The following is a 12660-nucleotide window of genomic DNA, read 5'->3' as shown; positions in this document are numbered from 1 at the left end:
CGTCTTGAACGTGTGAAATCCTGGTTGCACGCTAGGTAAGCCATCCTGTTGACGGGCGGCGATTTGGTCGATCTAGGCCTTCGGAAACCAGCGATCGAGTGTCGCTTCGGGCATGTCGGTGTATCACGTCCATGACCAACGCGGCCACGCTCGCGAAGTTGTCTTCGGTCATCAAGCGCGTCAACGCGAGAGACAAGTCGATGGCTTGGCCATTCAGCGCGGGCAGGCGTGCACCGAGGTGGGCGCTGGAAGCTTAGAGTGAATCGGTCAGGCTCAATGGTGCGGGCAATTTGGTGATTGAAATGGAGTCCTGGTGGCTCGGTGCATACAGGGGCTGACTATGGAGGTGAGTCCCGAGAAAATCTATTGTGAGTCGACTATGCGTTTGCGTGACAAGTGGTTGGATAGGTGCGAAGCGCTTTCAACATTGGCGAGATAACAATTCTCTATCGAAGTAGGAATGCTCGCCGCTGCTTGATCGATCAGACGCCGAGCAAACTCGATTCTTTTTGCGCTGAATGACCCTAGCTCAATTTGGCTTGGAGTTTCTACGGAAGCAGTAGCCGCCATGAAGATATCGTCTGTGCCAGCTCTGCACCCAACCATGTTGGTCGTCAGAGAAGCATAGGAGGGCAGGCTGGTATAAGCCGATAAGGATTCTCCATAGGGAGCGTGCACGAGCTGAACGGAAAGGTGTAATCGCATTTTAATTAAGGCATTGTCATCGGCATCTAGATCGGACTCGGTTCGTAAAGTAAGTTGATCCCCAAGGTGTCGCTGAAAGAGATGTTGAAGTTCGGGCAGCAAAGACCTCTTCAGATTGTCCTCGATAGATCTTTGTATGGATTTTTCCGATTCGAGCAAGGTTTGCTCGGAATCTTCCAAGATCTTATCAATGGTATTGTGTTCTCCCTCCTCAGGTGATTTGCTTGGCATCATTCCTCGCGTCGGCACTTCGTTCGCCGGGAAAACGTTCTCTATCTCAAGCGAGAAAGCCAGGATGTTGCGCGAAGCATCCTCCCTAATTTTTTGTTCTTCGCTGTTCCAGGCTAGTAACTCGATTTCGGCACCTGCAGCTTCAAGCGCAGTTCGGACATCCTCAAAGCTTCCAGCTCCACGCGATAATTGCGTTTGCCAAGACGGAAGCAAAATGCTTGCTTGATTCTTTGCTGTCGATGAGATTTCATCGAGAATGATTGAGAAATCAAACCCTTCACAGGATCTCATTTCTGGACTTTGCAAGCTAACTTTGATCTGGTTTAGCCAAGAGGCCCATGATGATGCAGATATGTCCCTATCTATTGGAGAGTTAATGAATCTAGTCGCCTGCTCGGCGGAGCTTTCACATGCCACTCTGTTCTCTTCAGTGCTTTTAATATAAGCAATTTCCTGTGAGGAAAATTTCCAGCCAATCAGCGCTATGATCGGCGCCAGAAGCGCAGTAGCCCATATGCCAAGATGGCGGGCTTGGAGCAAGCTATAAGATGAAGTGCGCGGCACTTTACCTTCGCTATGTCGCGTAATAAAAGATTGCAGGGTTTCTCGAATATTTAGTCCGCTTGCCATGAAGAATTGTCGGAATGGATGGTGATATTGAAATGCATGGCCCGTAGGGGTCCAGGTTGCGTCAAACGTCACCAAGTTGAAATCGTTCCCCGAACGAGGGAGACCTTTCGGCAGGACAAGACTTGTGCGCCGATCGAGATCTGCGTACGCGTTAGCTCGACGAGCGGGGCTTTGGACAACCAATACCACCTTCTCTGGCGAAACGATGCGAGCGATCTCCTCAAGTTCCCACCATGCCCCTGGGCTGATGCCCGCATGCCAAACTACAATTCCCGCGTTACGTAGTAGATCTTCAACCTGATGCTGCCAAGAGTCTTCAGTAAGGTACGCTCGTGCGGCACCTGCTGTCGGCACCAATTCCCCTGGCTTCCCGACAGCGATTACAGGTCCGAGGTGTCTTAATCCCGCGCAAATCTCCTGCTCAAGGGTCAAATTCTCTAACCCGAGGTATGCCTTGATTAGATATCGCGCTGAGCGCAAATACTGATGTTGAAATTGATTGGCGATAATTCCAAAATCATCGTCGTCAGCGAGATCGTTTTGTGTTCGCTCACGCCCATCCTCGTTGAATGGACGCAGATAGATTACTGGCGGCCGGGGATCTGCAGCTAGGACCGCTTGAGCGTCCGGTTGAGCGATGCAAAGACCCATTCTAATCAGGTACGGTCCAATTAGTCCGCCAGCAAGGACGACACCAAGGAGGGAAGCGACTAATAGCGCGGGACTCATGGTAAAGCTAGAGTTGTCAATAGCGAACGCGGCGCTAGCCAAAATAGCTGCTGGCAAAAGCATGCTTGTGCGACCAAGCATGACCAATGAAGCTCCTAGGAGCCATGATCGATATGGTGCGTAACTAATTTTCATTATGTTTTCTTGCAACAGTGCTCTTGCAGGCTAAAAATCAAGCTTCCTGTGTAGCGTGAACCGAAAGATAGGTAGTCCTACAGCGTAGGCAAGAAGAAAGCCAAAGAACAATGTCGGCAACACAATGAGAAAAACAGGGTATCGACCAGGGGGGAGCGCGTTGTAGACCGCAATCGCCATGGGGAGGGTAATAACGATACTGAGAGATGTAGCAAGCCAGAGCCAAATGGCCCCCCTGGCGGCGGGCGCTTGATTCTTCATAATTCCCCAGAACCATCTTGTGTAACCATGATGTCCTTGGCCGGCACGCCATTGATCGGCTAAGGCAAGGATGTCTTGCGCCGTTTGAGGCTCAAGTCCTTCATCGATCAATTGCTCTACGATGTCACTTCGATCTCTTCCTTGGCTTAGATTGTGACCAATTTCGGCAATCAGCTTTAGTATTTCGTGGTTCATTGTTCATCCCCTCTAGTAGATAACGGGAGTCCTGCAAAGAAACAGACGATCAACTGTTAAATCGACTAGTCGACAACTGTCCGATCGTGAGTTCGGAAGCCGTATGGAATGAAAGTCGCCACGCTATCGGGTCAAGAAGCATTTGACGCGGCGGATGGTGTTGTTAAGGAAGCTTAACCAACATCTTGCTGCGTGGACCGCCCCTACCTGGCGCCCCTAGCACCGCTACAATTAGTAGACGGGACTCGAAGTAAACATAGGCCAGGCAAATCGGCATGCTGCCCGGACGCTCGCATCTAGGCGATGAGGCGCCAAACTTTCGAGATATTTGATTTCGAATCCCAGACGGGGCGTCTCTGCACAACCCTCGCGGCACATCAGGCAGGCAATCAAAAATAGCTTCTGACCTTTCAGAAGACGGGAGTAGGGCGGATCGGGAATCGGCTTGTTCCCCTGGGTACGAGCCTTGAGGCACACGTAGGCGGCCGTCGCCGCCTGACTTCCTCTGCTGGTAGCGACGTATCTGAGCGAACAGCGTAAGACACGTCTGTCTGTTGCGCGCTGACCTTTTAGCTTAGGCGGCTGACTCGGGCTGATTAGCCCAGGCGCGTTGACCGGGGAATGCTCGCTTCTGGTCGTTAGTAGCCAAGAGGTCAGATGGTTAGATCGAGATGGTGCTAATGTCCGCTCTGATCAAGAACGGCGATCAAGCGGACTGAACGCGCCCATTACACTGCGATTCAACACGTGTGTGTAGATTCGCGGATTTGGCAAGAAGGTCTGATGGCCTTACGCGGGCATCTTAAGAATCCTCGCCACACCCGCTTCGGGATCTAATCGTAATTAGGTGCTTACTGTGAGACGTCGCTGACTGCCCTACTCGAAGCATAGCGCTCTCACCTCGCCCGCCTACCAAATTGCAATGGGTCGCAGGGGGAGTCGGAGGCATGCTCACTATTGTCCAGCGGGATTGCCCGACCAAGGGGCCAAGCAAGCAAGAACTTACTTGCTGCGCTTAAGCGAGCAGGAGTAGAAATCAAGGCAACAGCATTCGATTTCATTTCACTTCCTGAGGGGCAAGCCATCTCGTTTGATAGTGAGGAAAACCTGTTTCGCTGTTTGCCACAGGTGATATTCATCGACGTCAAGACTGCGACGCAAAAGCGCGTCAAACCAGGATTTTCAGGTTTCTTCTTTGCTTTCACTGAAAACGAAATATCCGCGGCCAATCAGCTTGGAAACCGCTACAAAATCGCTCTGTTCAACAAAATACGAAGGAACTATTGATTAGCTTGTTGCCGGAGGTCATGAAGCGAGCAGGATCGCCACATGGGAGGCCTCCATTCAACTTAGGCCGGCCGAGCAGTGAGTTACGCGCTTAAGAATTCATTCAAGCCGATGCCGCTTCGTGGTGCGGCTGAATCTAGGTGTGAGTGAGTGTTCGCTTTCGGCCGTGAGCGGTCATTCGAAATCTAATCAGCATCTGCAAGTTCTATTGGAGATGTCGCGGCAGACGGCAGTGGTGTCGGTCTGTCGGCGAAATCGCGCGACACAGCAATGTGGCAAACACTGCCCAAAACAAAACAGCGCGTCACACCGCAAGGCGTAACACGCTGTTCTGTCTGGATGATTTGGTGGAGCGGAGGAGGATCGAACTCCCGACCTTCGCATTGCGAACGCGACGCTCTCCCAGCTGAGCTACCGCCCCACTTCGGGGATCGAGTGTAGCGGGCCGGGCTGGGGGGCGCTAGTCCTTGCGCTCGGTTCCTCGGCTCAGTTCTGTTGGGCCAGCAAGGGGGCGAGGTCTGGCTCCAGCGCGGCGCGGCGCCAGCCGGACAGGGCGTCGGGCCAGTCGCCGTGGTCGAGCAGGGCTTCGAGCCAGCGGCGCGAGGCGAGCACGCCGTCGGGCAGGCCGAGGGCGGCGCTGCGGGTGGCCACGGCCTCCTGCAGCTGGCGCAGGCGCTGTTTGTCGCGGGTTTCGGCGACGCCGGCGTCGGGGGTCTGGTCTTCGTCGGCCAGCTCGGTGCTCAGTGCGGTCCAGATGGCGTCGCCGAGTTTGCGCGGGGCCTTGGGGTGGGCGTCGAGTTGGCGCTGCAGGGCGTCGCGGTCGGCCGGGACCTGGCGCGCGATCGAGACGGCGAGTTCGTTGTCGAGGATCCAACTGCGCGGGCGGTCGCTGTCGCGCGCATAGGCGTCGCGCCAGCGCAGCAGGCGCACCAGGCGGCGCTGCGCGGGCAGGTCGAGGAACTGGGCGCTGCGCATGGACAAATGCGGCCAGCGTTCCGGGGCTTCGTTCTCGGCGTTGAAGACGGTGCGGGCGGCGTCTTCGTCGAGCCAGGCGCGACGACCGAGCGGGGCGAGCAGGCCGTCGAGGGCGTCGAGCATGGCGAACAGGTGGCGCACGTCGTCGGCGGCGTATTCGAGCTGCGACGGCGAGAGCGGGCGGCGCATCCAGTCCGAGCGGGTCTCGCCCTTGGCCAGGGCCACGCCGGTCAGTTGTTCGACCAGCTTCTGATAGCCCAGGCCGCTGCCGATGCCGGCCAGGGCCGCGGCCTGCTGGGTGTCGAACAGCGGCTTGGGCACCACGCCGCAGGCGTGCTTGAAGGCGACCAGGTCCTCGCTCGGGCTGTGCACGATCTTGAGGATGGCCTCGTCGGCGAGGATCGGCGCCAGCGCTTCGGCGATGCCGGGGCGCAATGGATCCACTAGCAGGATCGTCGGTTCGTCCCCGTCGGCGCTTTCGATCGCGATCTGCACCAAGGCCAGTTGCGGCCAGTAGGTGCGTTCGCGGATGAATTCGGTGTCCAGCCCGATGCGTTCGGGCTTGACCTCGAAATGCGCTTGCAGCGCGGCGGGGGTGTTGATCCAGACGGGCATGTTTCGGTTCTTTCGCGTGGCCGGCGTCGAGGTTGCCGGGGCGGGCGACAATAGCCTACTTTTCGCGGCGACGCGTCGCGGCGGGTGCGCGGTGGCTTAGGCCGGGCAGAGCAGGCAAGCCATGGACAAGACGAAGCCCGGGACGAACCGCCCTCTGCAGGGTCACCACATTGCCTGAACATGGCGCCGCGGTCGAAGCGATATGCTGCGTCCCATCGATCGCCAAGACGGTTCCGGAGAGGTTGCAGGTTGCGCGCATTGATGTGGTCAGGCATCGCCGCGATAGGGCTGCTGGTCGGATGCACCGATCGGGGCGGTAAGGCGTCGTCGCAGGATGGCGGCGCGCGCGCGCCGATCGTGACGATCAGCGCCGACCAGGCGGTGTCGCCGGTGCCGCCGTGGCGGGCGCCGGTCATCGCGGTCACGGCCGAGAACCTGGACGACTTGAACAAGCGCGGCGAGGCGGCGCTGGCCGCCGGCCGGCTGCATGCCGACGCCGATTCGGCGATACCGATCTATCTGGCCCTGCGCGCCTACGCACCGGACGACCGCCGTTTCGCCAAGGGGCTGGATAAGGCCGTGGCGCTGTTGCTGGTCGAAGGCGACACGGCGTTGAAAGGCATCGACGACGAGCCCTTGTCCCTGCGCGGCGCCCACGAGGCGGCGGCGGTGGCGCGGGTGGCCGCGCCCGAGCACCGCAAGGTGGTGGCCTATCTGGAACGCGTCGACCGCGCCGACCAGGCCCAGGAGGCCAACCGCCTGGGCGAGGAAGACTTGAACGCCGGCCGCGTCGGCGAGAACGGCAAGGGCGGGGCGCTGGCGCGGTTCCGCGAGGCCTTGGAGCTGCGGCCGAACGATGCGCGCGCCTTGCAGGGCATCGCCGCGGCCGAGAGTGCGCTGATCCGGCGCGCCGAACTCGCCGCCGACCGCGACGATTACGCCGGCGCCGCGCGCTGGCTCGCGGCGGCGGCGCAGGTCCGGCCCAAGTTCGATACGGCGTCCACCGCCCAGGGGCGCATTGCGGCGCAGCGGCGGGCGCGGATCGGCGGCCTGCGCGACCAGGGCATCGCCGCGCTGCCGAAGTTCGGCGGCATCGACGTCGCCCGCGGGCATCTGGCGACCTTGCTGCGGATCGCCCCGGCCGGCGACCCGGCCGCGGCCGAGCTGCGCGAGCGCATCGAGCTGGCGACCCATTACGGCTTGTTCCGGCCCGGCCAGGTGTTCACCGATGCGATGAACCTGGGCGGGCGCGGGCCGGCGATGGTGGTGATCCCGCACGGCGCGTTCCGCATGGGCGCCGAGCCCAGCGAGGCCGGGTCCAGCGACGCCGAGCGGCCGACCCGCAACATCCGCTTCGAGCGCGGCGTGGCGATGTCGCGTTACGAGATCACCGTCGGCGAGTTCCGCCGCTTCATGAATTCGACCAAGCACCGGGCGCGCGCGGCGCGGCGCGGCTATTCCACCGCCTACGACGAACGCAGCGGCAACCTGGTGCGGCGCGGCGGGGTCGACTGGCGCTCCGACTACGCCGGCAACCCGGCCGCCGACAACCTGCCGGTGGTGCACGTCAGCGCCAAGGACGCGGTGGCCTATGTCGAATGGTTGTCGGCGATCACCGGCCAGCGTTATCGGCTGCCGAGTGAGGCCGAGTTCGAGTACGCGCTGCGCGCCGGCAGCCAGGGCGCCTATCCCTGGGGCGACGGCTCGCCGCCGGCGCGGGTCGGCAACCTCACCGGCAGCCTCGACGCGTCGCCGAGCCGGCGCCATTGGCGCAACGCCTTCCAGGGCTTCGGCGACGGCGCCTGGGGGCCGATGCCGGTCGGCAGCTATGCGCCCAATGCATTCGGCCTTCACGACATGGCCGGCAATGTCAGCGAGTGGGTGGCCGACTGCTGGCACGACAACTACCGGCGGGCACCGCGCGACGGCGCGGCCTGGTTCAATCCGGGCTGCCGCACGCGGGTGTTGCGCGGCGGTTCCTGGTCGAGCTCGCCGGCGCAGTCGCGCGCGGCATGGCGGCAGGGCACCAGCGCGGACACCACCAACGGGCGGCTCGGGTTCCGGATCGTGCGGGAAATTTGAGTCGGGTCGGTTCGAGTTGATCGGTTTGAGTTGATGGGTTTGAGTTGGGTGGGCGCGGACCCGCGACAGGGTTCATGATGGAATCGCGCCGCTCGCAGGAGGCAGGCGGGTACGGTGGTTGCGGCTTCGGCCGCGGCCGGCAATCAACGGATCGGGCCTGGGCCCGTGGCAGTGGGGAGTGTGGACATGAGGATCGATCCCATGGGTGGCGCGAGTCGTGCGCAAGGGCGGCGCGGCTTCGGCGGGTTCCGTTGGTGGATCCTGGTGCTGTTCGCGATCTACGCGGCGTGGTCGTGGTTCGGCAGCGCCCAGACCGACCCTTACACCGGCGAAAAGGCCCATTACGGCGCCAGCGCCGACGAAGAAATACAGCTCGGCGCGCAGGCGTTCCAGCAGGTGCTCGGCGATGCCAATGCGCAGCGCGCGTTGCTGCCGGACAACGCGCCGCAGAGCCAGGGCGTGCGCGAGATCGCCCAGCGCCTGATCAGCAAGGTGCCGCAGGTGACCGAGTCCTTGGCGGCGAGCAACGGCCAGGCCGCGCCGACCGACTACCGCAACTTCCAGTGGAACGTGGCGGTGATCAATTCGCAGGAGGCCAACGCCTTCTGCCTGCCCGGCGGCAAGATGGCGGTCTACACCGGTTTGTTCCCGGTGACCCAGAACAACGACGCCTTGGCGGTGGTGATGGGGCATGAGATCGCCCACGCGCTGTTGCGCCACGGCTCGCAACGCATGGCCCAGCAGAAGCTGGTGCAGATGGGCCAGATCGCCGCGGGCATGGCGGTCGGCGGCATGGACCCGCAACAGCAGCAGATGGTGATGGGCGCGCTCGGCGCCGGTGCGCAGTACGGGTTGGTGCTGCCGTACGGGCGTAATCACGAAACCCAAGCCGATCAGGTCGGCTTGATGCTGGCCGCGGCGGCCTGTTACGACCCGCGCCAGGCGATACCGTTGTGGGAGCGCATGGCGCAGCTCGGCGGCGGCCAGCGCCCCGCGGAGTTCGCCTCGACCCATCCGGATCCGGCCAACCGCATCCAGACCTTGCAGGCGTTGATGCCGAAGGCGCTGCAGTTCTATCAGGCCAATTGCGCTAGTCGGCCGTTGCGTTGAGGGACGAGCAACAGCAAATCCCCCCTGGCCCCCCTTTTACAAAGGGGGGAACAGCACGGGCGAAGAGGGGTTGTTTGCTGCGACTTCGCCAGCCATAAAAAAACCGCCGAGAGGCGGTTTTTTTGTTGCGGCGCCAGCTTCGGGTCTGCAGCCTTTCCCGACTCCCGACTCCCGACTCCCGACTCCCGACTCCCGACTCCCGACTCCCGACTCCCGGCCCCTCAGAAACTCATGAACAGCCCGCCGTTGACCGGGATGTTGGCGCCGGTGATGAAGCCGGCGTCGTCGGCGGTCAGGAACTCGACGGTGCGGGCGATTTCGCTGGGTTTGCCGAGGCGGCCGACCGGGACGCTGTCGACGATGCGGCTGCGGATGTCTTCGGGCACGGCCATGACCATCGCGGTTTCGCAGTAGCCGGGCGAGACCGAGTTGACGGTGACGCCTTTGCGCGCCACTTCGCGCGCCAGCGCCATGGTGAAGCCGTGCATGCCGGCCTTCGCCGCCGAGTAGTTGGTCTGGCCGAACTGGCCGGTCTGGCCGTTGACCGAACTGATGTTGACGATGCGGCCGAAGCCGCGCTCGGTCATGCCGTCGACGGCGTGACGGCACAGGTTGAACACGCCGTCGAGGTTGACCCCGAGCACGTCGTCCCAGGCGCGTTTGTCCATCTTGCGCAGGCTGCCGTCGCGGGTGATGCCGGCGGCGTTGACCAGGATGTCGATGCCGCCGTCGTCGCCGACGATGCGTTCGATGGCCGCGCCGCAGTCGTCGTAGTCGGCGACGTTGGCCGCTTCGAAGCGGATGTCGAGCTCGCGGGTGAGGTCGGCGAATTCGGCGATGCGTTCTTCGCGCGTGCCCAGGTCGAGGGCGACGACGCGGCGGCCGGCACGGGCCAGCGACAGGCAGATCTCGGTGCCGAGACCGCCGATGCCGCCACTGACGACGGCGATGCGTTTATTCATGGAGTTTTATCTCATGCGAAAGGCGCGGTGCATGCACGCGCCTGGGCCGTCCCCCGACGGCACGACAAGAAACCACGCGCCACCACCGCGACAGGCGGTCAGGCGGCGCGCAACAAAAAAGCGCGGCTCAACGCTCGCGCTTGTCGGTCTTCTGCTTCGGCGTCGTGGGCTGGCCTACGTTGCCGGACAGGTTCTGCTGGAACTCTTTCCACAAGGTCAGATTGCGTTCGGTGAGCTGGTTCATCATCGCCCAGGGCGTCTGCCCGAGCATGCCGCCCATCTGGTTGCGGAACTGTTGCTGCTGATCGAGGAACACCTGCATCGAGCGTTCCAGGTAGTTGCCCATAAAGCCCTGCAGCGAGTCGCCGTAGAACCGGATGATCTGGCTCAGCAACTGGGTGGAGAGCACCGGCTCGCCGTCTTGCTCGTGTTCGGAAATGATCTGCAGCAGGACCTGGCGGGTCAGGTCGTCGCCGGAGCGCGCATCGCGGACTTCGAATTCTTCGCCATCGACGATCAACTGCCGTACGTCTTCGATGGTGATGTAGCTGGAGATCTCCGTGTCGTACAGACGACGGTTCGGATACTTCTTGATAATTCGGGTCGAGGCCATGGAGCTTTGGCTCTAAAACGTGGTGCCTTGCAGCATGGCTCAGGGCGCAAGGGCTTGCAACAGGTACGGCGCTCCGGCGTCGACCGGCCGTCGCGAAGCCTGCGCGCGCGGGGTTTCGACGGCCTGGGCGCAGCCGCGGACGCCGGTTGCAGGGGCGGCGAAGGGTATCGGCTACGGCGAGTGCGCGGCGCGGCCGCGGCGGTGTTGCGTCGAAGCGGGCAGGCCGGGACGATCGCGCGCCGGAACCGGAGACCCTGAACAGGTCTCCGGTGCGGCGAAGGCTTTCACCAGCCCGGGTTTTACCAAGCCGGGCTGTTACCAACCCCGACTGTTATCAGCCCCTGGTTGTTACCAGCCCCTGGCTGTTACCAGCCCATGTACTGGCCGCCGTTGGCGGACAGGTTGGCGCCGGTGATCCAGCTGGCTTCGTCGGGGATGAAGAAGCTGACCGCGTAGGCGATTTCCTCCGGCGTGCCGAGGCGGCCGGTCGGGATCTGGGCGACGATCTTGTTGCGCACGTCCTCGGGCACGGCCATGACCATGTCGGTGCCGATGTAGCCCGGCGAGACCGTGTTGACGGTGATGCCGAACTTCGCGTTTTCCTGCGCCAGCGAAATCGTGAAACCGTGCATGCCGGCCTTGGCCGCGGCGTAGTTGGCCTGGCCGTACTGGCCCTTCTGGCCGTTGATCGAGCTGATCTGCACGATCCGGCCCCACTTGCGCTCGCGCATGCCCTCGATCACCGGGCGGGTGACGTTGAAGCAGGAGTTGAGGTTGGTGCCGATGACGTCGCTCCATTGCTGCGAGGTCATGCGGTGGAAGGTGGAGTCGCGGGTGATGCCGGCGTTGTTGACCAGGATGTCGACCGGGCCGATCTGGCGCTCGACGTCGCGGACCAGGGCCTCGGCCTGCTCGGGAGAGGACACGTCGCCGCTGGCGATCGCCACGTCGATGCCCAGTTCCTTCATCTGCGCCTGCCAGGCGCGCCCTTTGGCCTCGTCTCGAAAATTGGTCGCTACCTTGTGGCCCATCTTGGCGAGGCGTTGGACGATCGAGGTGCCGATGCCACCGGTACCGCCGGTGACGAGTGCAACGCGTGACTGCATCTGTACTCTCCTTGACCGCGACCGCGCGGTCTCGGACCGATTCTAGACAGCATTCGTCAAAGGATCGTTGTGCATCGCGGCGAGAGCCTTAGCACATTTCGGAATCTGTGCCGGACTAAACGAAACCTGTGCGCGTTCGAGCAGTTCCGTGACAGTCGCTACCGCGTCCAGGGCCTGCGGATCCTGGCCGAGGCTGCGCCAGGCGGCGCGCAGCGCGGGCAGGGGATCGGCCGCGTCGACCGGCTGGGCGGCATCGGACTTGGACAGTTTGCGGCCCTGCGCGTCGAGCAGCAGCGGCAAATGCGCATAGCGCGGCGTCGGCAGGCCGAGCGCGGCCTGCAGGAGGATCTGGCGCGGCGTCGAGTCGAGCAGGTCGGCGCCGCGCACGACGTCGCTGATGGCTTGCGCGGCGTCGTCGACCACGACCGCGAGTTGGTAGGCCCAGTAGCCGTCGGCGCGGCGCAGGACGAAGTCTCCGACGTCGCGGGCGACGTCCTGCGACTGCGCGCCGAGCAGGGCGTCGTCGAAGCCGGCGACGGCGCCGTCGGCGACGCGCAGGCGCACCGCCGGCTGCGGCGCGGCGCGGCCGTGGCGCGGTGCGTGGGCGACGCAGCGGCGATGGATGCCGTGGTTCGCCGCCAGGTCGCTGCGGCTGCAATGGCAGAAGAAGGCGCGGCCCTCGTCGAGCAGGCGGTCGAGCGCAGCTTGGTAGAGGGCGCCGCGCGCGCTCTGACGCACGATCGGCTCGTCGCTGTGCAGGCCGAACGCGGCCAAGGTGCGCAACTGCCGCTCGGCCGCGCCGGGAACTTCGCGCGGCGGGTCGAGGTCTTCGATACGGACCAGCCAGGTGCCGCGGTGATGGCGTGCGAGCAGCCAACTGCCGAACGCGGCCAGCAGCGAACCCGGATGCAGGTCGCCGGTCGGCGAGGGCGCGAAGCGGCCCCGGTACGGCGTCTGCATCCGCTCAGGCGAAGCGGTCGGTGAAGGATGTCCGGACAATGAACGAGCGCTCCGGCTGGGACGG

General features: G+C 62.8%; 10 protein-coding genes and 1 tRNA gene. 3 read left to right on the top strand and 8 right to left on the bottom strand.

The window, feature by feature from the left end:
- Window positions 1-363: 363 nt before the first annotated feature.
- Entirely contained in the window at window positions 364-2376 is a 2013-nt protein-coding gene (locus EX88_RS25715; RefSeq protein ID WP_152566074.1) for a hypothetical protein, read from the bottom strand.
- Window positions 2377-2460: 84 nt separating this feature from the next.
- Window positions 2461-2886, bottom strand: coding sequence for a hypothetical protein (locus EX88_RS25710; RefSeq protein ID WP_152566073.1), 426 nt, complete (start codon window positions 2884-2886; stop codon window positions 2461-2463).
- 957 nt (window positions 2887-3843) lie between these two features.
- Between EX88_RS25710 and EX88_RS25705 the strand changes: the two genes are divergently transcribed.
- Complete coding sequence (locus tag EX88_RS25705) at window positions 3844-4173, top strand: hypothetical protein (protein WP_152566072.1); 330 nt, start codon at window positions 3844-3846, stop codon at window positions 4171-4173.
- Between the two features lie 345 nt (window positions 4174-4518).
- Here the strand turns inward: EX88_RS25705 and EX88_RS0103185 are convergent.
- Together EX88_RS0103185 and rnd are read right to left on the bottom strand one after the other, a co-directional pair.
- Window positions 4519-4594: transfer RNA gene (locus EX88_RS0103185), tRNA-Ala, on the bottom strand.
- Window positions 4595-4659: 65 nt separating this feature from the next.
- The gene (gene rnd / locus EX88_RS0103180) at window positions 4660-5763 is read right to left on the bottom strand and encodes a ribonuclease D (RefSeq protein WP_031370562.1); all 1104 of its coding nucleotides are present in this window, start codon (window positions 5761-5763) and stop codon (window positions 4660-4662) included.
- A 357-nt stretch (window positions 5764-6120) separates the two neighbouring features.
- On the opposite strand from rnd, the gene EX88_RS0103175 reads away from it, so the two are divergent.
- Window positions 6121-7845 (top strand): formylglycine-generating enzyme family protein, encoded by a 1725-nt coding sequence (locus EX88_RS0103175; RefSeq protein WP_235186184.1) that lies wholly within the window; start codon window positions 6121-6123, stop codon window positions 7843-7845.
- A 186-nt stretch (window positions 7846-8031) separates the two neighbouring features.
- Window positions 8032-8955, top strand: a complete 924-nt coding sequence (locus EX88_RS0103170; protein WP_031370560.1) for a M48 family metallopeptidase — start codon at window positions 8032-8034, stop codon at window positions 8953-8955.
- A gap of 221 nt (window positions 8956-9176) precedes the next feature.
- Here EX88_RS0103170 and phbB (EX88_RS0103165) read toward each other — a convergent pair whose 3' ends face one another.
- From phbB (EX88_RS0103165) to gluQRS, 4 genes are all read right to left on the bottom strand, one after another.
- The gene (phbB, locus tag EX88_RS0103165; protein WP_031370559.1) at window positions 9177-9917 is read right to left on the bottom strand and encodes an acetoacetyl-CoA reductase; all 741 of its coding nucleotides are present in this window, start codon (window positions 9915-9917) and stop codon (window positions 9177-9179) included.
- A gap of 127 nt (window positions 9918-10044) precedes the next feature.
- Entirely contained in the window at window positions 10045-10530 is a 486-nt protein-coding gene (phaR, locus tag EX88_RS0103160; RefSeq protein ID WP_036147922.1) for a polyhydroxyalkanoate synthesis repressor PhaR, read from the bottom strand.
- Between the two features lie 365 nt (window positions 10531-10895).
- Window positions 10896-11636 carry an acetoacetyl-CoA reductase gene (gene phbB, locus EX88_RS0103155; RefSeq protein ID WP_031370557.1) on the bottom strand — a complete coding sequence of 247 codons (741 nt, stop codon included), beginning with the start codon at window positions 11634-11636 and terminating at the stop codon, window positions 10896-10898.
- Window positions 11637-11678: 42 nt separating this feature from the next.
- Entirely contained in the window at window positions 11679-12596 is a 918-nt protein-coding gene (gene gluQRS / locus EX88_RS0103150; protein ID WP_031370556.1) for a tRNA glutamyl-Q(34) synthetase GluQRS, read from the bottom strand.
- Between the last annotated feature and the right edge of the window lie 64 nt (window positions 12597-12660).

This window comes from Lysobacter antibioticus (assembly GCF_000731095.1).
Lineage (GTDB): Bacteria > Pseudomonadota > Gammaproteobacteria > Xanthomonadales > Xanthomonadaceae > Lysobacter > Lysobacter antibioticus_B.
The sequence above is the reverse complement of the archived record's forward strand: the minus strand, read 5'-3'. Positions and strand labels throughout refer to the sequence as shown.

What these genes read in the sequence shown, in the direction of transcription:
- EX88_RS25715 (WP_152566074.1), bottom strand. Translation starts at nt 2,376, where the DNA reads ATGCTTGGTCGCACAAGCATGCTTTTGCCAGCAGCTATTTTGGCTAGC.
- EX88_RS25710 (WP_152566073.1), bottom strand. Translation starts at nt 2,886, where the DNA reads ATGAACCACGAAATACTAAAGCTGATTGCCGAAATTGGTCACAATCTA.
- rnd (WP_031370562.1), bottom strand. Translation starts at nt 5,763, where the DNA reads ATGCCCGTCTGGATCAACACCCCCGCCGCGCTGCAAGCGCATTTCGAG.
- EX88_RS0103170 (WP_031370560.1), top strand. Translation starts at nt 8,032, where the DNA reads ATGAGGATCGATCCCATGGGTGGCGCGAGTCGTGCGCAAGGGCGGCGC.
- phbB (WP_031370559.1), bottom strand. Translation starts at nt 9,917, where the DNA reads ATGAATAAACGCATCGCCGTCGTCAGTGGCGGCATCGGCGGTCTCGGC.
- phaR (WP_036147922.1), bottom strand. Translation starts at nt 10,530, where the DNA reads ATGGCCTCGACCCGAATTATCAAGAAGTATCCGAACCGTCGTCTGTAC.
- phbB (WP_031370557.1), bottom strand. Translation starts at nt 11,636, where the DNA reads ATGCAGTCACGCGTTGCACTCGTCACCGGCGGTACCGGTGGCATCGGC.
- gluQRS (WP_031370556.1), bottom strand. Translation starts at nt 12,596, where the DNA reads ATGCAGACGCCGTACCGGGGCCGCTTCGCGCCCTCGCCGACCGGCGAC.